This is a genomic window from Falseniella ignava (genome assembly GCF_002847645.1).
In the GTDB taxonomy this organism is placed as follows: Bacteria; Bacillota; Bacilli; order Lactobacillales; family Aerococcaceae; genus Falseniella; species Falseniella ignava.
On record NZ_PKHE01000007.1, the window covers coordinates 51,941 to 73,358 of the forward strand.

At 40.1% G+C, this 21,418-nt stretch carries 21 protein-coding genes, 1 tRNA gene and 1 pseudogene; 5 read left to right on the plus strand and 18 right to left on the minus strand.

Features of this window, described 5'->3' with window-relative positions:
• Positions 1–30: 30 nt before the first annotated feature.
• Positions 31–1,296, minus strand: a complete 1,266-nt coding sequence (locus tag CYJ57_RS03920) for a LysM peptidoglycan-binding domain-containing protein (protein WP_101954154.1) — start codon at positions 1,294–1,296, stop codon at positions 31–33.
• A 242-nt stretch (positions 1,297–1,538) separates the two neighbouring features.
• Here CYJ57_RS03920 and CYJ57_RS03925 point away from each other — a divergent pair, with 242 nt between their 5' ends.
• The 3 genes from CYJ57_RS03925 to CYJ57_RS03935 are packed head-to-tail and all read left to right on the plus strand — an operon-like array spanning position 1,539 to position 4,639.
• Positions 1,539–3,047, plus strand: coding sequence for an amidase (locus CYJ57_RS03925; protein WP_101954155.1), 1,509 nt, complete (start codon positions 1,539–1,541; stop codon positions 3,045–3,047).
• Between the two features lie 12 nt (positions 3,048–3,059).
• On the plus strand, positions 3,060–3,917 hold the full coding sequence (locus tag CYJ57_RS03930) for a transporter substrate-binding domain-containing protein (RefSeq protein ID WP_101954156.1): 858 nt from the start codon (positions 3,060–3,062) through the stop codon (positions 3,915–3,917).
• Between the two features lie 23 nt (positions 3,918–3,940).
• Positions 3,941–4,639 carry an amino acid ABC transporter permease gene (locus CYJ57_RS03935; RefSeq protein WP_101954157.1) on the plus strand — a complete coding sequence of 233 codons (699 nt, stop codon included), beginning with the start codon at positions 3,941–3,943 and terminating at the stop codon, positions 4,637–4,639.
• A 75-nt stretch (positions 4,640–4,714) separates the two neighbouring features.
• On the opposite strand, the gene CYJ57_RS03940 is transcribed toward CYJ57_RS03935, so the two are convergent.
• Positions 4,715–5,032 carry an ArsR/SmtB family transcription factor gene (locus tag CYJ57_RS03940; protein ID WP_006701504.1) on the minus strand — a complete coding sequence of 106 codons (318 nt, stop codon included), beginning with the start codon at positions 5,030–5,032 and terminating at the stop codon, positions 4,715–4,717.
• A 146-nt stretch (positions 5,033–5,178) separates the two neighbouring features.
• Here CYJ57_RS03940 and CYJ57_RS03945 point away from each other — a divergent pair, with 146 nt between their 5' ends.
• Complete coding sequence (locus CYJ57_RS03945; RefSeq protein ID WP_101954158.1) at positions 5,179–7,077, plus strand: heavy metal translocating P-type ATPase; 1,899 nt, start codon at positions 5,179–5,181, stop codon at positions 7,075–7,077.
• Positions 7,078–7,138: 61 nt separating this feature from the next.
• On the opposite strand, the gene CYJ57_RS03950 is transcribed toward CYJ57_RS03945, so the two are convergent.
• From CYJ57_RS03950 to rsmG, 15 genes and pseudogenes are all read right to left on the minus strand, one after another.
• The gene (locus CYJ57_RS03950; protein WP_006701506.1) at positions 7,139–7,666 is read right to left on the minus strand and encodes an ECF transporter S component; all 528 of its coding nucleotides are present in this window, start codon (positions 7,664–7,666) and stop codon (positions 7,139–7,141) included.
• Between the two features lie 2 nt (positions 7,667–7,668).
• The gene (locus tag CYJ57_RS03955; protein WP_180764382.1) at positions 7,669–8,109 is read right to left on the minus strand and encodes a DUF1893 domain-containing protein; all 441 of its coding nucleotides are present in this window, start codon (positions 8,107–8,109) and stop codon (positions 7,669–7,671) included.
• Positions 8,110–8,278: 169 nt separating this feature from the next.
• Positions 8,279–9,148 carry a glutathione S-transferase C-terminal domain-containing protein gene (locus tag CYJ57_RS03960; protein WP_101954160.1) on the minus strand — a complete coding sequence of 290 codons (870 nt, stop codon included), beginning with the start codon at positions 9,146–9,148 and terminating at the stop codon, positions 8,279–8,281.
• A 67-nt stretch (positions 9,149–9,215) separates the two neighbouring features.
• Entirely contained in the window at positions 9,216–10,358 is a 1,143-nt protein-coding gene (locus tag CYJ57_RS03965) for an ArgE/DapE family deacylase (RefSeq protein WP_101954161.1), read from the minus strand.
• Between the two features lie 161 nt (positions 10,359–10,519).
• On the minus strand, positions 10,520–11,278 hold the full coding sequence (locus tag CYJ57_RS03970; protein ID WP_101954162.1) for a nitroreductase family protein: 759 nt from the start codon (positions 11,276–11,278) through the stop codon (positions 10,520–10,522).
• A gap of 141 nt (positions 11,279–11,419) precedes the next feature.
• Positions 11,420–11,492 (minus strand) — tRNA-Thr (locus tag CYJ57_RS03975).
• A gap of 89 nt (positions 11,493–11,581) precedes the next feature.
• Positions 11,582–12,895: a D-alanyl-D-alanine carboxypeptidase family protein gene (locus CYJ57_RS03980; protein WP_101954163.1), complete on the minus strand. Its 1,314-nt coding sequence runs from the start codon at positions 12,893–12,895 to the stop codon at positions 11,582–11,584.
• The gene (locus CYJ57_RS03985; protein ID WP_180764383.1) at positions 12,882–14,018 is read right to left on the minus strand and encodes a sensor histidine kinase; all 1,137 of its coding nucleotides are present in this window, start codon (positions 14,016–14,018) and stop codon (positions 12,882–12,884) included. The genes CYJ57_RS03980 and CYJ57_RS03985 overlap by 14 nt, the downstream gene beginning before the upstream one ends.
• 28 nt (positions 14,019–14,046) lie before the next feature.
• A complete protein-coding gene (locus CYJ57_RS03990; protein ID WP_101954164.1) occupies positions 14,047–14,739 on the minus strand; it encodes a response regulator transcription factor in 693 nt (230 codons plus the stop codon).
• 46 nt (positions 14,740–14,785) lie between these two features.
• Entirely contained in the window at positions 14,786–15,580 is a 795-nt protein-coding gene (locus CYJ57_RS03995; RefSeq protein WP_006701514.1) for a DUF1129 domain-containing protein, read from the minus strand.
• 13 nt (positions 15,581–15,593) lie between these two features.
• Positions 15,594–16,694 carry a redox-regulated ATPase YchF gene (gene ychF, locus CYJ57_RS04000; protein ID WP_101954166.1) on the minus strand — a complete coding sequence of 367 codons (1,101 nt, stop codon included), beginning with the start codon at positions 16,692–16,694 and terminating at the stop codon, positions 15,594–15,596.
• A 27-nt stretch (positions 16,695–16,721) separates the two neighbouring features.
• Positions 16,722–16,922 (minus strand): DUF951 domain-containing protein, encoded by a 201-nt coding sequence (locus tag CYJ57_RS04005; protein ID WP_006701516.1) that lies wholly within the window; start codon positions 16,920–16,922, stop codon positions 16,722–16,724.
• A gap of 13 nt (positions 16,923–16,935) precedes the next feature.
• On the minus strand, positions 16,936–17,817 hold the full coding sequence (locus tag CYJ57_RS04010) for a ParB/RepB/Spo0J family partition protein (RefSeq protein WP_101954167.1): 882 nt from the start codon (positions 17,815–17,817) through the stop codon (positions 16,936–16,938).
• Entirely contained in the window at positions 17,807–18,571 is a 765-nt protein-coding gene (locus tag CYJ57_RS04015) for a ParA family protein (RefSeq protein WP_101954168.1), read from the minus strand. Before CYJ57_RS04015 ends, CYJ57_RS04010 begins: the two co-directional genes overlap by 11 nt.
• A 34-nt stretch (positions 18,572–18,605) precedes the next feature.
• Positions 18,606–19,327: pseudogene (gene rsmG / locus CYJ57_RS04020) on the minus strand (16S rRNA (guanine(527)-N(7))-methyltransferase RsmG).
• 175 nt (positions 19,328–19,502) lie between these two features.
• On the opposite strand from rsmG, the gene CYJ57_RS04025 reads away from it, so the two are divergent.
• A complete protein-coding gene (locus CYJ57_RS04025) occupies positions 19,503–20,525 on the plus strand; it encodes a glycosyltransferase family 4 protein (RefSeq protein WP_101954169.1) in 1,023 nt (340 codons plus the stop codon).
• 66 nt (positions 20,526–20,591) lie between these two features.
• On the opposite strand, the gene CYJ57_RS04030 is transcribed toward CYJ57_RS04025, so the two are convergent.
• The gene (locus CYJ57_RS04030) at positions 20,592–21,413 is read right to left on the minus strand and encodes a metallophosphoesterase (protein WP_101954170.1); all 822 of its coding nucleotides are present in this window, start codon (positions 21,411–21,413) and stop codon (positions 20,592–20,594) included.
• Positions 21,414–21,418: the final 5 nt, after the last annotated feature.

Genomic DNA, 21,418 nt, shown 5'->3' on the forward strand with positions numbered 1-21,418 from the left:
TTAACTTAATTTGATAGAATCTTCTTATTTTTATGGATTAAATGAAACGTGGACGTGATCGAAGTGGTTTGCTGTAATGTTTCCACGATCTTCCATATCTTGCCATTGGTAACCTGTCCATGGCCCTGCAATACGTTGTTTCCAAATGACATAACTAATTCTACTTTGGCCACTCTTCATTTGTTCTAAAGTATATTCAGCCACTGCATCACCTAGCTGCTCGTTGCTATAAACCATAAAGTCAACAGCTAATCCTTTACCGTGATCTCCTAGATCTCCTGGGCGGAAGGTACTGAAGTTCGTAATGCCGAACATCGAACCGACTAAATCTTTATAAGCTGCGGCATGTGGTTGTAAACCATCCACTGACGGTGTCTCAGCCGGTGTTTCAGGTACTACTTCTTCTGTTTCTTCAACAATCGGTTCTTCAATGGATACTTCAACTTGAGTCGTAGTTTCTTCCACTGGCTCTGCTTCAACTGGCGGTTGTGTATAAACACCCTCGTCAACTTCTTTTTCAGGTTTTGGTGCTACTACTTGTGTTGTCTCTTCTGTCGTTTCTTCAGTTGTTTCTAACGTACTCTCAACAACTTCTTTTGTCGTTTCTTCGGCGTTAACAACAGGTGGTGTCACAACATTTGCTGGTTTCTCTTCTTGAGTAGTAGACGGTTGTGCCTGAACTTTAGGACTTGTCAAATGTAATGAGTTCGAACGTGATTGTTGTGGCTCTTCTTGAGTTGCTTCAACTTCAGGAGTCGATTGTTCAACCGCTGGCGTTGCCTCTGTCGCTTCTTCAACTTCCTCAACCGTTGTCTCAATCTCGTCAACGGTCACAACTTCTTGGGTTGTTTCTTCAGTATATACCGCTGGTGCCACTGGCGTAGTACGTTGAACGAAAGTTGCTGCTTTTACTTTATGGAGTGGCGTTAAGTTAACCGGTACGTCCACTTCAACAGCCTCTTGCTCTGGGGCTGAAATCGTCATGCGCTCAGCGCGTTGATTCGAATCAAAATGCGCTTCGATTACTGCACCAGGCTTGATAATATTTACTTGACTTGTCTTGTTCAAGTACGCTAAAACGCGTAAATCCATCTTAAGTTTGTTCGCAATCGTACTTAATGTGTCACCAGACTTCACTTGATAGCTAGTTTGACGTTGTGTAGATTGTACTCGATTGGCTTGTGCTACACTCTTAGGTTGTGCTGCCACCGCTGGACCTTGAGCACTTACTAAAACGCTGGGTGCCAATAAAGCGACCAGCGACGTGCTTAACCATAATTTTTTTGTTTTATTCATAATTTCACCTTTTTACCGTATTATAATCGCAACTGTAGTGTATCACGTTTCAACTCAAAGACCAATATTGGTTTCTGGATTGAAATGTTTTGTTGCCAATTTGTAATATTCATGCATTAAACAGCCCTCAAAACATCGAAAAAATTAATTAAGTACTTAAGCATTAAGGTACACAAAACCTTTAAAATCATTTATACTAGAAACACAATAAATTAATTGTATAAAATTGAAGGGGGTATTTTATGCTATTTACTGAAGATGCGGTTCAAATTGCACAACAGATTCGAGGATCCCATATCTCAATCGTTGATACGGTTCAACGAGCACTTGATAATATTGACCAGTACAATCCGTTGTTAAATGCAGTGACGCATACCCAGTATGACGCTTTAGACATTGCTGAAGCTTATCAAGCAAAGCTCGACGCATTGAGCGATGCTCAAAAAGAAGCATTACCACCGTTTTACGGGGTACCAATTCTTTTGAAAGACCTCGGTCAAACCCAAGCAGGACAACCGAGTACTTCTGGCAGTCGATTGATGAAGGATTTTATTGCACCCATCACGGATAACTTTGTTCAACAAGTATTGGATGCAGGTTTTATCGTTGTCGGAAGAACCAATACACCTGAGTTTGGATTCAAAAATGAAAGTGATTCTGATTTTAATGGGGCAGTGAATCATCCGATGGATTTAAAGCGTAACCCAGGAGGCTCGAGTGGTGGTGCTGCTGCTGCCTTAAAAGCCGGATTGGTTCCAGCGGTCACAGCCAGTGATGGCGGAGGTTCAATACGGATTCCCGCTAGCTTTACTGGATTAATTGGCCTTAAACCTACTCGGGGTCGGATGCCCGTTGGTCCTGGAGGTTACCGTGGCTGGCAAGGGGCGTCGATTGACTTCGCCATCACTCGAACCGTGCGAGATACTTGGGAAATGTTAAAAGCTTTGCAAGTTGAACAGACTGAGGCGGCTTTCTTCTGTCCAAAAATTGCCCAGCAAGAATTGACCGCATTAGATCGTCCACTGAACATCGCATATACTTATGATGTTCCAGCTGGTTACGCCTTACGAGAGGAGGCTCGTGAAGCGCTTGATCAAGCTGTCGAACAACTAAAACGACTTGGACACCAACTGGTGGAAGTTCCACTTCCTACCGACGGACGCCGCGCAATGGAAACATATTATATGGTTAACGGTGTAGAGACCCAAGTGATGATGGAAAGCATCGAGCAAGGTCAACAACGTAAAGTAACTCAAGATGATATGGAACCGATGAGCTGGGCTCTCTATCGTTCAGGCGAGAATGTGACTGGCGCTGATTATTCTAGAGTATTAACGTATTGGGATAATTTAGCCGTTCAAATGGAACAATTCTTCAAAGAGTATGATGTGCTATTAACTCCTACTAACAATGGAGCTGCCTTTGTTCATGAAGAATTCCACAAACAACCCGAAATGGTTGATCGACTCCATCATATTGATGATTTATCGAAAGCTGAGCAGCAAAGTTTAATCTGGGAGATGTTCGATCGCAGTCTCGAGTGGACACCTTTTACCCAACAGCAAAACTTAACCGGTCAGCCAGCGATTTCATTACCGATGTATCACACAGCGCAAGGTCTACCGATTGGTATTCAAGCATGGGGCGGTCGCGGTGAAGAATATTTACTACTTCAACTCGCACTTCAACTTGAAGAAAACGGCTTATTACATACAGATATTATTGATTTATCAACACAAATTAACGAATAAAGGAGCAATATTATGAAAAAATTTCTAACAACATTACTTGTATTTCTACTGTCACTTACTTCAATCAACACTGCCATTTATGCAGAAGACAAGCAAGATGACTCACTCGCTCGCGTTGAAGAGAATGGTAAATTAGTTATCGCTGCTTCAGGAACTTTATACCCCATTGCCTATTACAATGAAGATAATGAACTGGTAGGTTACACCATTGATATTCTTAAAGAAGTCACAAAAAATATGAGGCTAGAGCTTGAAGTTAAAGAGATGGGCGTCGACGGTATGGTGACGTCTTTGGATAATGGTCAAGTTGATTTAATTGCGGAAGGCTTCGATATGACACCGGATAGAGTAGAAAGCTATCGATTCTCTACACCGCTTATTTACAGTCTTGGAACCGCCGTCGTTCGAAGTGAAGATAACTCTGGTATTGAGAGTGTTGAAGATTTTGCCGGGAAGAAATCTGGTGGAGCAGCTTCAACATCTTATATGAAAATTGCTCAAAAATTCGGTGCTGAACCTGTCGTTTATGATAATTCTTCTAACGAGCAATATTTTATGGACTTAGTGGCGAAGCGTATTGATTTTATTCCGAATGATTATTATACCATTAAATCCGCTATTGCTTTCTACGGTGAGCAATACCCGATTAAAATGGCAGACGTCTTCTTTAACCCAACTCAAGCAGGCTTTATGTACCATAAAGACGCTGAGGCATTAGTCGAAAAAATTAATGAAGAAATTGAAAAACTTCGCGAGAGCGGTCGTTTACAAGAAATTGCAGAACTATACTTTAATGGTGATAATCCATCTGAACCGTTTAAAGAAATCAACGGAACTCCTATCGAAGATATCCCTGTGATTGAGTATTAACATTAGAAATTGAGGCTGAATCGATGACGCCACTTAATGAACTGATTGATTTTCAATTAATTTGGGAGAACCTTGATTTTGTCTTAATGGGGTTAAGCACAACACTTTCCATTGCCCTCATTAGTTTCTTAAACTCATTATTAATTGGAACCTTGATTGCCATCGTTCGAATCTTACAAGTCCCAATCTTACATTGGGTTGCAAGATTTTATGTATCATTCTTTCGAGGCGTTCCTGCACTTGTTGTCTTGTTCTTTCTATACTTTGGGTTACCCTTTGCCGGTGTCACATTAGAGGCTTATACTGCTGCGATTATTGGATTTACCTTTACTGCCAGTGCCTACAGCTCCGAAGTGATTCGCAGTTCAATCATTGCGATTGAGCGCGCCCAGTGGGAGATGGCAATGGATTTAGGCGCAAATCTCAGACAAGTGATTACGCGGGTCATCCTCCCACAAGCAACTCGGATTGCCATTCCAGGCTTGAGTAACATCCTATTAGATCTCATTAAGGGAACCTCACTAACCGCGATGATTACGGTGCGAGATATTTTCCAACAAGCAAAGATTGTTGCTGCTTCGAACAATAATTTTATTACGATGTATCTCTTATTGGCTGTCTTATATTGGTCAATTTGTTTCGTCTTTGAACAAGTCCAACACTACTTGGAAAGACGTTATACAGTCAAAGAAACCCCAATTTCGTTTCAAAGTTTCTCTTAAATTTAAATTAATACTCAAACAAATAAGCTACTGAACTCATCATACGCTGATGAGCTCGGTAGCTTACTTTATTGATTAGTGATGATGATCGCACTCTACTTCTTGAATATGGTCTAGCACTTGTTTCAAAATACTAAACACATGATCGTCGTCTAATTCATAATAGACATTCTTACCGGATCGCTCAGATTTAACGAGACGTGCTTCTTTTAACGTCTTCAACTGATGTGACGTGGCGGATTGTTCCATCATTACTTTATCAGAGATTTGTCCCACATTGGCAGATCCTTCGCGTAAAAAAAATAAAATCGCTAAGCGAGTCGGATCGCTAATAACTTTAAACAAGCGACTCACTGCTAATAAATCTTCATTATTAAAGTCTGTTAAACTCATTATTTCGCCTCCCTACTCCTCTATTATAATATCTTTTTATTAAAAATCATATGAAGACTTTTTCCTTTGACAAATCTGTCCGTTCGGTATAATATGAAATTATAATCATATGAATGATTACTCATAAGTTGAATGGAGGAATTTTTATGAAACATACACACCATCACCACGAACATCATCACAATCACGGTAAAGCACCTATCATTAGCTATCTCACTGGTTTAATTCTAGCATTGGTTGGATTGTTTTTAAGACATTCCAACCCTTCGTTAGCGAATGTTACTTTTGTCTTATCGGCGCTGCTGGCAGGCTATCACGTAATTATTATGGAAGGCGTCTCCCAAACTTGGCACGAGACGGTCGAACATCGTTCGTTTAAACCCAATGCCCATATTTTAATGGGACTCGCTTCAATCGGTTCGATGGTACTTGGCGAATATTGGGAAGGGGCACTGCTTATATTAATTTTTGCAGGAGCACACTTCTTAGAAGACTGGGCTCAGGGCAAGAGTCAACGAGAAATATCAAAATTAATGGCAATCAATCCTACAACTGCCCGAAAAATTATGTCGGATGGAAGCCTTGAAATTGTCTCTGTCGATTCATTACAAATTGGTGATCAACTTCAAGTTCTCAATGGCGACCGCGTTCCTATCGACGGCGTGATTCTTTCGGGACGAACAAGCATTGACGAATCTACCTTGAATGGTGAATCATTACCTAAAGAGAAAACAGCCGGAGATTTAGTTTATGGCTCCACATTGAATGGTACGGGAAGTTTTACGATGGAAGTTTCAACCGAACCATCAAATACATTATTTGCTAAAATTATTCAACTTGTTGAGCAAAACCAAACGAATCAAGCGCCAGTTGCTAGCTTTATCCAACAATACGAACCTTCTTACGTTAATTTGGTTCTAATTTTAGTTATCTGCTATATTTTGTTTAGTTCTTTACTTTTTAATATCGATATTGCCTCGAGTTTCTATCGCGGACTCGTTCTATTAGTTTCTGCTTCTCCGTGCGCTTTAGCGGCTTCAACCGTTTCGGCTACTCTCTCCGCGACCTCAACTTTAGCGCGCAAAGGAGTTATGTCAAAAGGAAGTGTCTTTTTAGATCGGCTAGCACAGTTACAAGCCATCGCATTTGATAAGACCGGAACTTTAACACGTGGCCAACTCGAAGTCACGGATGTGATCATTGATGACGAATTCGATCCAAGTATGATTCATAATATCGTTGTAGCACTAGAGCGAGAATCCAATCATCCTCTCGCCCAAGCGATGCTCCGTTATTTTACCGCTAAACAAGTCTTAGAGCTTGAAGTCAATAATATTATTGGGCATGGCCTCGAAGCCCATTACCATGGAGATTTATATCAATTAGGTAAACCTACCGAGGAGATTGCCTCGACACAACCTGAATTGAGCCAACAAGGCTACACGTTGGCCCAAGAAGGCAAGACTGTTACTTATTTAGCACGCAATGGCCAACTAATCGCAGTAATTGCTCTGATGGATGAAATCAAAGACGATGCGCCAAGCGTTATCCAATATTTCAAACAACACCAGATCCACACAACCTTAATTACGGGAGATTCCAAGGAAACTGGTGAAGCTGTTGGTAAACAACTGCAATTGGATACCGTCCTTGCGAACGTCTTACCTGAAGAAAAATCGAATTTAGTTGCTTCACAAAAACAACAACATGGAACCATTGCCATGGTCGGAGATGGTGTCAACGACGCACCAGCGTTAGTCCAAGCTGATATTGGCATTGCCATGGGGCAAGGAACCGATGTCGCTATCGAAGTCTCAGACTTAGTTCTAATGCAAAATGATTTAAGTCGCCTTGTCGAAGCGCATCAACTCGCACGCAAAATGACCCGAATTATTCGTCAAAACATTATTTTTGGTCTAGCAGTGGTCATTTTTCTAATTACTGTTAACTTGCTCGGATTATCAAATATTACTTTAAGCGTAATTGTTCATGAAGGAAGTACGCTTGTTGTCATACTGAATGGACTACGTCTTCTGAAAGGATAATGCAGCTATATATAAGAAAATCCCTTAGCATCTCACTGAGCGCTAAGGGATTTTTCAATGATTAAATATGATTTTCTTTATATAAATTGGTGGACTCAATCATATAAGTCATGACTGGAATTAAAACTAATTGTAAAATAATTCCTGGCAGTCCCGTCATAAAGTTGTTTGCAATATAAAGCAATGGGTGGATATTCATATCCGCTACGAAGAAACTAATAAACCAAGTTACGAGTGCACCGACAACTCGTCCAGATAAAATCCCGATAATTAATGATGGGTAGATACCAAGTTTGAATTGACGACGCATTAAAGCAGTGATTAAAGCATAACTCCCTAACTCAAACATCATGACGGTCATTGTTGGAAAAACAGGCGGCATCCCAGTGAGTAAAGTGCTCATCACCGGTGTTAAAATCCCTACAATTACCGCAATCGATGGCGATAAAAGCATCCCTGCTAACAATACGGGGATATGCATGGGTAGGAAAACACGTCCCCCTAGTGAAAAGTAATGAAAAATCGATGGAACAATCAAACCAAAAGCAATTAATACTGCCCCTAAAATTAACTGACGTGTACGATTCATAATTATTTTCCTTTCTGATTTTGAGCTATTTTTTCAAAAAACGATTCACTTCTTATACATAATGACTCAACACAATCCGGCGTTAAGTCACTCGCTAGTTGTTCGATTGGACAAAGGTCGGAACGATCTCGATTTAAAATATGTGGAACGGACTGACCATACTCATAGTGGATACCATTCGATTGATAAATCTCGGTGGCATCCGCTGACATTAAGTCTGCATAGACTGCTTTTGCCCCTCCTGCTACACAAAGCATCGCATGAGCTTTTCCACTCACTTTGTCCGCTACCAGGCTTTGATTTAAAAGCGCTTTTTGATGTCGGTAAACTTCGTAAAGAGGGCGAATCCCTCGTCCTTCAAAAGGATAAACTTGCTCTTGATGCTCGATAACGAGTGCATAATCTTCATCATGTAGTAATTTAATCACGGATTCTAATGTCACGCGCATATCACCTCATCCAATATTTTTGTCAATCGTATTTTAACATAGTTAATAAACATAAGATATAAGAATATTCATTCATATAATCAAGTTTTTGAAATCCCTTAATACACTTCCAAAAAAACACTTCAGTACTTAGTTTCATCTAAGTTTTGAGGTGCCTAAAAAATTATGCACCGCGTCCGTGAGGTTCATCCCAATGTGAGAAATCTGCATTTGTATCCACTTCATCAAGACGGCCGTTCATTGAATAATAACCCTTTTGAATCTCACTGAAATGCGTTGTTTCATGGAACTCAGGCATTTGATATAAATCACGCATATAAGCCCATAAGTGTGGATAGTCTTGTAACTGAATTTCTCCACGGGCATAAAGTGCACTATGTGCAGGTTCAAGACGAACTAATGGCGTATAGACGAAAATATCTGCTGCGGTAAGTTGATCACCTAGAACATAGCGTTGTGACTTCAATCGCTCATCGAGTTGTGCCATATAATCCGTATAGCGTTTCTTCATACTCTTGAAGCGATTGTCACTACCATTATCCATTCCATAGATGGTGCCGAGTAATTTTTTATTGACAGCTTCAATGACTTCCTCGATTTCTGCTTCCTTCTCTTCTGGGAATAAATCGAACGCACCCTCTCCTTGAATCGACTTAAATTGTCGTCCTAAAAGCTCCACTAGTTCCGCAGATTCTTTATTCACAATTTTTTTGTCCGTTAAATCAACCAATACTGGAATCGTGCAGCGTCCATCATAAGCAGGATCCGTTATGTGATATAACTCCGCCATTGTCTGAACGCCTAATACAGGATCTTTCCCATCATCATTTTGTGTAAAATCAAACGTTTCACCCGTTTTAATCGGATTAACTTTTGTCAATGAGATGGCGTCTTCTAACTTTGCTAAGCGGTAGGCTAAATCAGCTCGGTGAGCATAAGGACAAAAATCTCCGACTACTAAGTGATATCTTCCAGCCTCAATCGGAAACTCACCAGGATTTTGTGCCATTGTTGATATAAATGTTTCGGTCATATCATTTCCTCCTTGAATTTATTATTTTTTAATTATAAAGTACGGCGTTGCGGATGGTAACTACAACTTACTTCAAATAGTCAATCGCCACTTGATAGAACACGTCAATAAAACTTAAGTAATCTGCAATTTCAATCGATTCATCGACAGAATGCGCTAATTCAGTAATTCCTGGTCCATAAATTGCTAAATCAAACGGCTGTTTCAATCGGGCAAAATTCGAAGCGTCTGTTGCTCCAGATAGCGTCAAAACTTCAACTTCATTCTCTACCACAGACTGAATGACTTGAACTAATTTAGAATCAGGTTGAGACTCTACGGGCAGGTTATTTTGCATCACATTCAGTGAGAGTTGCCCTTCATGTGTTTCATTCATTTCTTGAATTAACTCTTCAAATAGGTCCAGCATCGCTTGATTATCAAATTGAGGTACAATTCGAGCGTTTCCCATCATCTTTGTCTCAGCAGGGATCGAGTTAATTTGCGTCCCCCCTTCAATAACTGAGAAAACATTGAGCGTATCCCCCATTTCTGGGTGGCGCTTTCCTTGAATTCGTTCTGCTAATGTTTGATTGAATTGCTGAATAAAATCAGACATTAATTCAATGGAGTTAATCCCATATTCAGGCATTGAACTGTGTGCAGTCTTGCCTTTGGCCGTTAATTCATATTGAATCGACCCTTTATGAGCGTAGTAAAGTCGCAGAGCTGTTGACGGCTCCGCCACAATAAAGGCATCAACATCATCTAAATAGCCTTCATCGACGAGTTGTTTTGAGCCTAACATCCCAATTTCTTCACCGACCGTCGCTACGAGCATTAATTTCCCTTTAAAAGGAATCTGTTGCGTTTTAATTTGAATAAAAGCGCATAGTAACGCTGCTAAGCCGCCTTTCATATCGGTAGCACCCCGACCATAAAGAATACCATCCTTAATCTCTGCGCCAAATGGATCATAGTGCCACTCATCTGGATTCGAGACTTCCACCACATCCATATGCCCATTGAAAGCAAGCGTTAAGCCGGATTCATCCCCTTCTAAAGTTGCAATCAAGTTCGCCCGATGCTGATCATAGGAAATAATTTCGGAGTCGATCTCATACTCCGCTAAGACTTGTTGAATATATTCAGCAACTTCTCGTTCGTTGCCATTCACCGACTTGATTTTTATGAGATCTTGTAAAATTTTAACACGTTGTTCCGAATTCATGAGGACCCTCCTCGCCTGATTTATGTATTTTCATTATAGCATATCTTGCTTGCCAGACATAAAAACACGCTGAGTGAATACTCAGTGAATGTATAAAAATAACTCGAGCGATCAGCTAACTCGAGTTATTCAACGATTTAAAATAACGGATAACTTTATATTTATTCTTCCGTTAAGCCTAAATCAAAACCTTGTGCTTCAACAACTTGAAGCATTTGAGCTCTTTTCGGATTATAACGATCCAGTTGTTTTAATACATTATTCGTATACGTCTCAGAACGTTGGTTGCGTTGGCGTGTGTCATAGTAATGGGTCATCTCATCATCAAAGTCAGCCAAGGCCTCTACATAATTTTGATGTAATGGATAACCATTTTCTCCTAAAATAAAATCAAGCGACATTCTTGGCTTTAATTCAGGATGATCATCTGGTACACCAAAGCCTACCCCTACTAATGGGAAAGTATACTGAGGGAGTTCTAAAATTTCGATAATTTTCGCCGGATCATTTAAAATACTCCCAAAATAAACTGCACCGAGTCCATCCGATTCAATCGCATTGGTTAAATTTTGTGCAGCTAAGTATGCGTCGGCTGCCCCCTGGAAGAATCGATCCATTGTCGCGGTTCTCTCAGTTGAATGTCCTTTTTCTTTGGCAATTTGATGAATTCGATAGCAGTCCACGATAAAAATAACTAGCTCTGGAACGTCTTTCAAATAAGCTTGATTCGCGACTTCGGCCAAGGCAGCACGCTTAGCTGGGTCGGTCACTCGAATTGCAGAATAAGATTGTAAGCCTACACTCGTCGCTGTTCTGCGCATTACTTCAAAGTATGTACTCAATTGCGCATCAGAAATCACTTCATCTTTAAAGAAACGAATACTACGGTGAGCTAATTGATGTTTGATTGTTTCGTTCATAACGTATCCTCCTATAAATTATATTAATTATACTCTAACATGAGTCGATAAATGTGACGAGTTAGACGCTTCATCTATTTTAAAACAATACAAAAAACGTCATACCATCCTTTAGAAAGGTTGATATGACGAGTTTCAGACTGCCAGCTGCAGGAATCGAACCTGCGACCTACGCGTTACGAGTGCGTTGCTCTACCTACTGAGCCAAGCTGGCAAACACAATGCTATTATCATATGCCTCACTTTTCGAATTGTCAAGACATTCGAAGGAAAGTTAAAAAAATTTCTAATAGCATTGTCTATTTAGTTAAATAAATTCACAAAGAAATGACGGATTGACTCATTAATATCGGATATCGTACGACCGAGTCGATTCAAAAATTGTGAAATAACGCCACCTTCCGAGATCGTTTCTTGAAGCGCCACCGATACATTATTCGAAGCGCCAGAAGGAATAAATTCAGTGGTCAGCCCGTCCGCACAAATATGCATTTGACCAACCTCAGTGCCTTGCTCTATGGGTGCCGTTAATGAGCCTGATTCATTAAAATAATTCGAATCTGGATTAAACTGATACTTGATTCGCGGCAAAGTATCTACAATAGGCATTACAATCTCTAAATCTGCGGCATACTGCAGTGGGGCATCAGCTTTATCGCCCCCTTCAATATCCACCTTACCTATCTGTGTTACCATTTGTCCCGCTTCAATGACTCGCTCACTGCGATATGCACTATTGGCATATTCAATCAAACGTACGGTATCTTGATATCTAGCTATGTCTTCCGTTCCTAAAACCGCAATAATCACCTCAAATTCATCACATTCGGATAAAGTTACCAGACTGGTCCCATCCTGCTCAGAGAATCCTGGCATCAAACCTTTAACCCCTTCATAACCTTCCGGTCGTCCTGGAATTAAATAGTTATAATTGAGCATCTCAATGCGATCGCTTGACTTGGGTTTGAAATAAGACTTCGCTTGTTTCGAATACTCCGTAAAACGTGGAAAATCTTGAACTAAATGATAAGCAATCGTGGCTGCGGCCTCTGCCGATAAACGATTCGTCGGACCACTCTCGCCATCACGAGGCAATCCCGTACAGTTAAAGAGTTCGTAATCTTGAATACCCCAGTCATCGAGCTGTTGTTCCATTAATTTGACATAACTCGCTTCATCGCCCGCAATAAATTCAGCTAATGCCAGGGTAGAACCATTCGCTAATCCAACCGCAATGGATTCAACGAGCTCATCAATCGTATAGTTCATATCTTGTCGTAGTGGAACATTACTTATATCGTAATCTTGACTTAATTCGTAAGCCCGATCTGAAATATCAATATAGGTGTTCTCATTCCAAGCTTCATGTTCTCGAAAGGCTTTATAAGCTACGTATACGGCTAAAAGTTTACTAATCGATCCCGCTTCAACCGACTGTTTTCGATCTTTTTGATAAAGTATTTGCCCATTGACCCGGTCAATCATTACAACACTTTGACCCGAAATCTGTGGTGGATTTAATGCCGCTTCAATTGATTTAGCAGGATAAAAATTAAAACCACTCATAAAACAGCACACAACAAGCCAACGCAATAAGATTCGTTTAATTTGCTTCATGGCTTACCTCCTCAGATTGAGGTGGCTCTAAAATAACTCGGAAAACCGTCTCATTATCTTCGACTGTTGCATAGACTTCACCATTTTGTGCCTCAACTAAGTTCTTTACAATCGATAAACCAAGTCCACTGCCTGGAATCGACGTATTTCTTGATTTTTCAGTCCGATAGCTGCGTTCGAAGATTTGTTCATATTCCGATTCTTCGAGCAAATCGCCATTATTTCGCACCTCAAGGAAGACGGTTCCCTCTTCTTCACCTACGCCACGGTATGCAATTAAGCGAATTAAATCACCGTTTCCATATTTTAAAGCGTTAGAGATAAAGTTACTGTAGACGCGCACCATCTTTTCCGGGTCCATCTCTACTTCCAAATCTTCGGGCTCAACAATGACTTCCATCCGTACGCCCGATTGTGCAGCACTTAATTCAAATTCTGCGACAACTTGAAATAAAAAGAATTGAATCGGTATCATCTGGTAGTTCGTCTCAAATGAAGGTTGACTCGATTCAATATAATAGAACAAGTCATTAATTAGGGTATTCATCGCTTCGGCTTTATTCACAGCAATATCGATATAATGCTCTCGCTCTTCGTCTGTTTGATATTGTTGTTGCTTTAACACGGATAAATATCCCATCACCGAGGTTAGCGGTGTTCGAATATCATGCGACACATTCGCAATTAGCTCATCCTTAGTCTGCTCAATCCGACGCTCTTCTTCAATCGATTGCTCAGTATTTGCAATTAAAGCGTTAATCGAATGAATAATTAAGTTCGTTTCAGCATTTTTAACCAACTGAATACGATAATTATATCGGTCTCCTTCAGCAATAAAGGTTAAATGATTAATTACTTTATTTAACAAAACATCATCATAATGTCGCAAGATTCGCCGATAAGCTAGGAGCGACCCAAAGGCTAAATAAACAATCGTAATGATCATATTGTAATTGTATCGATAGAGTTCGTAGCGTTGAAAGGCATTTTGTCCATCCCATACCTCACGGCGCACATTAATTAATTGATTCAAACCTAAAATAATCCCAAGATAAACAAGAAAGACAATTCCTAATGTAAATGTCGCATAAGAAATAAAATCAAGCCAATCTTGTCGTGTCATCTCGGTTGAGAGCATGATTTTATTTTCATTATCGTTCAACTTTATATCCTACTCCCCAAACCGTTTGAATCACTTTATTACCACCCGTAGCAGCTTCAATCTTGTCACGCAAGTGGCTCACATGTACCATGACAGTCTTATTACTTACAACACTTTCTTGATTCCAGACGGATTCAAAGATTTCATCCGCACTAAAAACTTGCCCAGGATTACTTGCTAACAAGTATAAAATGCCAAATTCAAGCAAAGTTAATTGGATTTCTTGACCGTCGGTCGTCTTAACTTCGTGAGAATCTTTACGGATTAATAATGGACCAATTTCAAGGGTATCTGAAGGCACTTCAACGGTTGCATAATTATATTGACGTCGTAGGAGTGATTTAATCCGTGCAATCACTTCTAATGGATTAAAAGGCTTCGTAACATAGTCATCTGCTCCGGCAAGCAAGCCTTTAATTTTATCTTTATCTTCCGTCTTCGCACTGGCGATAATAATTGGAATACTTAGGTCGCGTTTTCTTAATTCTTCGACAATTTCGATCCCAGTCATTTTTGGCATCATAATATCTAATACTGCCAAATCGATCGATGGATCGTTCAATAAATAATCGAGCGCCATTTGTCCATCACATGCTTTAACGGATTCAAATCCTTCATTACTTAAATAAATTTCAAGTAAGTCTAAAATATCTTTCTCATCATCCGCAATTAATATTTTCATCGCAACTTCTCCTTCTAGCTATCTTAAATTAAGGCTTTTTTATTTTTTAAAAAATAGTTCCTTGAATATTCCAGCGACGTTTTAAGATATAACGTGTCACGATGGTAATTAAACCAATCAAAATATACGATTTTGCCGGTAAGATCGGGTTAATTGCCGCCGGTAGAATAATACTTGTCACGGTCACAACTAAGAACCACCCAATCATTGACAAGGAGGAGACTAGGAAATATTTGCCCAGTCCTCGTTTTTTCTTATCTTTTGAATCAAAATCTGGTAAATACTTAGAAGATGTTAATATCGCAAAACCAGCGGCAATATAGTTCACAATCATACTAATGATTCCCATATAATTCTCTGCTTGAATTCGATCGCCACCCCGAGTTAATGCGACACCGGTAATAATTGTATAAATTGAACCTAGCATTAGCGCACCATCTAACCCGATTTGCCAGTCCGGCGAGCGCTCCATGTTTTGTTCAACTTCGCCATACTCTTGCTTTAAGATAGCATCTGCTGTGTCCGTCGGTGTCCCGTATATTTGACGAGCAGTCTGGCTATGCGCCTGACCGTCAATTAAGGTCTCAACCATTTCTGCATAAATCTGGTGACTTAATGCCGTATCCAACTGATTAGCTAATTGCTTATGAACGGCTACCATAAAGGTTTGATTTTTCGTTGTTAATTGATTAAATAAAGATTGCGTAATCCCTGGAATCACACTGAATGAATCGGTGGCTTCTATGGATGTTGGCACTATTTCTTCACTTACTTCTACTTCGTTTTCTTCTATAATCTTTTCTTCTGATTGAATTGGTGTATTTTTTTCTTGTGGTTCCATTCTTCTATCACCTCTATACATTGAATCTAAAGAGCATAATATCGCCGTCTTGAACGACGTACTCTTTTCCTTCAGAACGGTACAAACCATTTTCTTTCGCCTTGGCCATGCTTCCTGAAGCCATTAAGTCATCATAAGATACGGTCTCTGCCCGAATAAAGCCTCGCTCGAAATCAGTATGAATAACACCGGCTGCTTGGGGTGCTTTCATTCCTTTTTTAAAGGTCCAAGCACGTACTTCTTTCTCTCCTGCAGTAAAATAGGTCCCTAATCCTAAAAGTGAGTAAGCTGCTTGAATCAGTTTGTCCAAACCAGATTCTTCCATATCATACTCTTCTAGGAATAATGCTTTTTCTTCGTCATCTAAGACCGCAATCTCTTCTTCCAGACTGGCACAGACAGGCACAACTTGCGCCCCTTGGGACTCTGCTAACGCTTGGACTTGGCTTAAATAAGGATTGTCTGTTGAATTTGCGACATCTTCTTCGCCGATATTTGCTACATAAAGCATTGGTTTACGTGTTAGTAAGAATAACCCACGTACAATCGGTTCTTCTTCTTTATTGAATTCAACCGAGTTAGCCATTTGGTTGTGTTCGAGGGCATCTTTTAACCGGGTCAAAATATTCAATTCCATCACAGCTTCTTTATCTTTTAATCGCGCTAGTTTTTCAACGCGAGTAATTCGTTTATCGATGGATTCTAAATCGGCTAGGATTAGCTCTAAATTAATGGTCTCAATATCTTCAATTGGATCAACACGCCCATCCACGTGCGTAATATTTTCATCATCGAAGCAACGAACCACATGACAGATCGCATCAACTTCACGAATATTGCTTAAGAATTTATTCCCTAATCCTTCACCTTTACTGGCACCTTTAACAATTCCTGCAATATCGGTAAATTCAAAGGTCGTTGGAATAATTTTTTGCGGTGGAATCACCGAGCTGATTGCTTGTAAACGGCGGTCTGGAACTTCAACCACCCCTACGTTCGGATCAATCGTGGCGAAAGGATAGTTGGCCGCTTCGACACCCGCTTTAGTAATTGCATTAAATAATGTGGATTTACCAACGTTCGGTAACCCAACGATGCCTGCTGTTAATGACATAGTTACACTTCTTTCTACTCGTTATAATTATTCTTCAGTTGAAGATTTTTCAAGAATCTTTTTTAATTTTTTATTAAAATCACGACGCGCTAGCGTCACCACATGTTGGCAGTGGAGACATTTAATTCGAATATCCATTCCCATACGTGTAATTTGCCAACGATTTGTTTGGCAAGCATGTGGTTTTCGCATCTCAACGATGTCTCCTTTATTATAATCTAATTGCATCGTCTTTGCTCCTTTATATCTCGATTTTCAATAAATCTAAAATACGAATTAAATCCTCTTCCGATAAAAATTCAATCTCGATTTTTCCACGCTTTCCACGTTGAACAATTTGGGTACTCGTTCCCAGTATTTCTTCGAAACGTTCTTCAATTGCCAAAATATGCTGCGGTTTTTGTACGTCAGGGTGAGTCTTTTTCTCATTTGATTTCGTTTTAGACGTTGCATTAAGTTGCTGAACGAGATCCTCTAATTGGCGTACGGTCAATCCCTCTTTAATAACGCGCTCTGCGACTTGCGTAATTTGATTTTTATCTTTGAGTCCTAAAATCGTTCGTGCTTGTCCCATAGACAATTCTTTACCAACATAAGGCTTCACCTCTTCAGGTAGTGATAATAGCCTTAGATAGTTAGCGATATAAGGGCGACTTTTGCCCATGCGTTCTGCCACTTCAACTTGAGTTAATGCAAGTTTATCCATTAGGACTTGGTAGGCTTCTGCTTCTTCCAATGGGCTTAAATCTTCCCGTTGTAAGTTTTCTAACACCGCAATCTCAATCATTTGTTGCTCGTCCATATCACGGATAATCGCCGGGATTGTTTGATTCCCTGCCAGACGGCTCGCACGCACACGACGCTCGCCAGCAATCAATTCATAGCCTTTAACCGTCGACTTGCGAATAATTACCGGTTGAAAAACACCACTTTGTTTAATCGAATCTGCTAATTCTTGTAAAGCTTGGTCGTCAAAATGTTTTCGTGGTTGATAGGGATTGGAACGAATTTCATTCAATGGTATTTCTTGGATATATTCGTTTTCTCCAGGTGTTTCCTCTAATCCTTGGAATAAGGCATCCATTCCGCGACCGAGGCCGCCACGTTTTTTCTTACTGGTCATTACCGATCACTTCCTCTGCTAATTCCATATATTTTTGAGCGCCACGCGATTTCGAGTCATACTCAATCGCTGATTGACCGTAGGACGGTGCTTCTGAGAGTCGAACATTTCTAGGGATGACGGTTTGATAGACTTTCTCATGGAAATATTTACGTACTTCCTCAACCACTTCGAATCCTAAATTTGTCCGTGAATCTAACATCGTAATCAAGACCCCTTCAATTCTGAAATCTCGATTGTAAGTTTTTTGGACTAAACGAATCGTGTTTAACAATTGCGTTAATCCCTCTAAGGCATAATACTCTGCTTGAACTGGAATCAAAATCGTATCACTCGCGGTAAATGCATTAATCGCTAATTGCCCCAGTGAAGGTGGACAGTCAATTAAAATATAATCATAATCATGCCGTAAATTCACCATCGCTTCTTTGAGCCGGGATTCGCGATTCTCTAAGTTCACGAGTTCAATTTCAGCGGCTGCTAATTGAATGGTAGACGGAATAATATGCAAATTTTCAATCGATGTTGGAAGTACCACCGATTCAGCTGGAACTTTGTCGATTAAAATATCATATAAACTATGTTCAATAATGCCACGCTCTATCCCTAGTCCACTAGTAGCATTTCCCTGTGAATCCGAATCGATAATTAAGACATGTTTCCCTAATGTTGCGAGAGCAGCACCTAAGTTAACAGTGGTAGTGGTTTTACCCACGCCCCCTTTTTGGTTCCCTATTGATATCATTCTTCCCATCGATTTCGTTCCTTTCTGTTATATATAGATTCAATTATTTTAAAGGCGATTTAGTTGGTTTACCAGCTTTACGCGGATATTTATTCGGGGTATTTAACGTTTTACGGATACTCAAAATTTCGCGTTCACTTTCTTCAATTGGTAAAAGCTCATGATGGCTTCCTTCGTATTTAGCCCCCAACTTTAGCAAAGCCCCCTGTGCCTCTTCTAATTCTTGTTGGGCTTTTTGTCCTTTCAACGCGATAAAATAACCACCTTTTCGCACGAGTGGCAAGCAATACTCCGCTAGAACATTCAACCCTGCCACTGCCCGAGCAATACTAATATCGTATTGTTCACGATGCTTTCGATCGTGCCCAAAATCTTCCGCCCGCGCATGGATCGCTTCCGTATGAGTCAAGCCTAGCTGGTCGATCACTTCATTTAAGAAAGTTACACGTTTATTCAATGAATCGACCATCGTTAATTGTAAATCAGGTTGTACAATTTTTAGCGGGATTCCTGGAAATCCAGCTCCCGCACCAATATCAACGATTCGAACTTCTCCTTCAAATCGTTCTGGGACGAGCCGCAGTGGCATTAATGAATCATAAAATGTTTCAAATAGACTTCTTCTTGTTCCGTAATTGCCGTCAAATTCATCTTTTGATTCCATTCAACTAGCAGCTCAAAATATCGTTCAAATTGTTGTAATTGTTGTGGTGTTAATTCAATACCTTTTTGTGCAAGGATTGTTGCAAATTCTTTGGGATTCATTCTATTACCCCTTTAATCTTTTTTGTGAAACAAATGTTTCACGCTTAATATACTTTAACTGAAAAACAGCGATTTTGCAATGTTTTTAAGCCATCTAAGTCATCTAAAATCATGATGTACGCTTGCCTATATTGATATCGTTTCTGTATAATAGGTCAGAGAAGGAGGCGGTAAGATGCGAATTAATATGATTGCCCACGGACAAAATGTCAAAGGCCAAGGGGTAGGAAGTGCCTATTTTGAACTCGTAAAATTGCTCGAGACGCACGCCGCTGATCAAATTCAATTGTCTTTTAATCATGCGAAAAATTGCGACTTCAACCATATCCATACGATCCATCCATATTGTTACTATCAGATGGCAATGTCCAAGATCCCATCTTGCATGCACGTCCATTTCTTACCTGAAACCGTTGAAGGTAGTATTAAAATACCGAAATTTGCTCAAGGTGTTTTTTACGATTATTTTATGAAAATGTACCGTTCAGCCAATGAACTGATCGTGGTCAATCCCATCTTTATCGAACCCTTAACGCGATATGATATTGATCCGGAGCATATTACCTATATCCCGAATGTCGTTGCTACGAAAGATTTTTATCCTATCGATCGTTCAAAATTAGAAGCGACCTATGCTTTGTACGACATCAATCCCGATGTATTTACGGCGATTAGTGTAGGTCAAGTCCAAACACGCAAAGGTGTCATCGACTTTATCGAGATTGCAAAGCAAATGCCCGATATTCAATTTGTCTGGGCAGGTGGCTTTAGCTTTGGCAAAATTACCGATGGCTATGAAGCATTGAAGCAAGCAATCGAGACCGCACCGAATAATGTAAAATTTGTCGGCATCGTAGAACGTGAACAGATGAACGCACTCTATAATATTTGTGATGTGTTCCTATCCACTTCGTATAATGAATTATTCCCAATGGCTATTTTAGAAGCCATTAATGCAGGGTTGCCCCTGATTATTCGTAATTTAGATCTCTATCAACAAATTTATTTTGCAAATTATTTAAGAGCGGACACCCTCGAAGAATATCAGACACATCTGAACACGCTCAAAACATCTAAAACGGCTTACTTATCCGCCCAAGCTGTTTCCCAAAAAATTGCCACAGATTACTCTGAAACGCAAGTTCTCCAACAATGGCTCAATTACTATCACGGCTTTATGGAACGTTGGGTAAAATAATACTCTATAAGATAAAACCCGAATGCAATCGACGCATCAATGCATCGTAACACATTCGGGTATAATTTATTTTAAGAGATCAATAACAACAACCTCTGGTCGATTAAATAATCTTGGAATTCGAGTGGTTGCATACGCTAAGCCCCGACTAATAATTAAATAAGCATGGTTGGGTAATTGGTGCAAGCCATGGGTATAGAGTGGACGAAATCCTTGTTGCGGTGCATATAAACCTTGGTTCGCCCATGGAATTCGAATTTGCCCGCCGTGTGCATGGCCTGACACAATTAAATCAAACGGATATTGCGTATATTCTTTAATACGTTGTGGTTGGTGACTCAATAAAATATTGTAAGTATCAGATGGCAGTTGTCGATCAATTCGCTTCAACTGTTGCTTAAAGATTCTACGACGTCCTCGATTAGGATCATCAACACCACTGATGGTAAAATCCATTGTTCCGTGTTGAATCTTTACCGTGTCTCCTGCCAAAACTGTGACTTGATGGCGCGTTAGCCAATTTTTCAGACGTTGAATACTTGGGTATTCAAATTCATGATTGCCAGTAACATAGTAGACCGGATAACGTTCTACCAATGCCAATATCAATGTTTGAGCAGCTTGAGCGCTCCAACGTGAATCAAAAATATCCCCGACTAGTAAGATATAATCCGGTGCCTCCGCTTCAACCCGCTTCAATAAATCTTTCTGCTGCTCACCAAAATAGTGATTATGTAAATCGGTTAATACGACAAATCGTACCGATTCAGTAACTTTCGGATGTTGTAGCCGATAATAACTCATCGAGAGACGATGACTAAATCCTTCTCGTAAAAGCGCCAGCCCTGCAACTGGGACGCCCACTTTAAACAGTCGTTTGATGTTCATTGTAT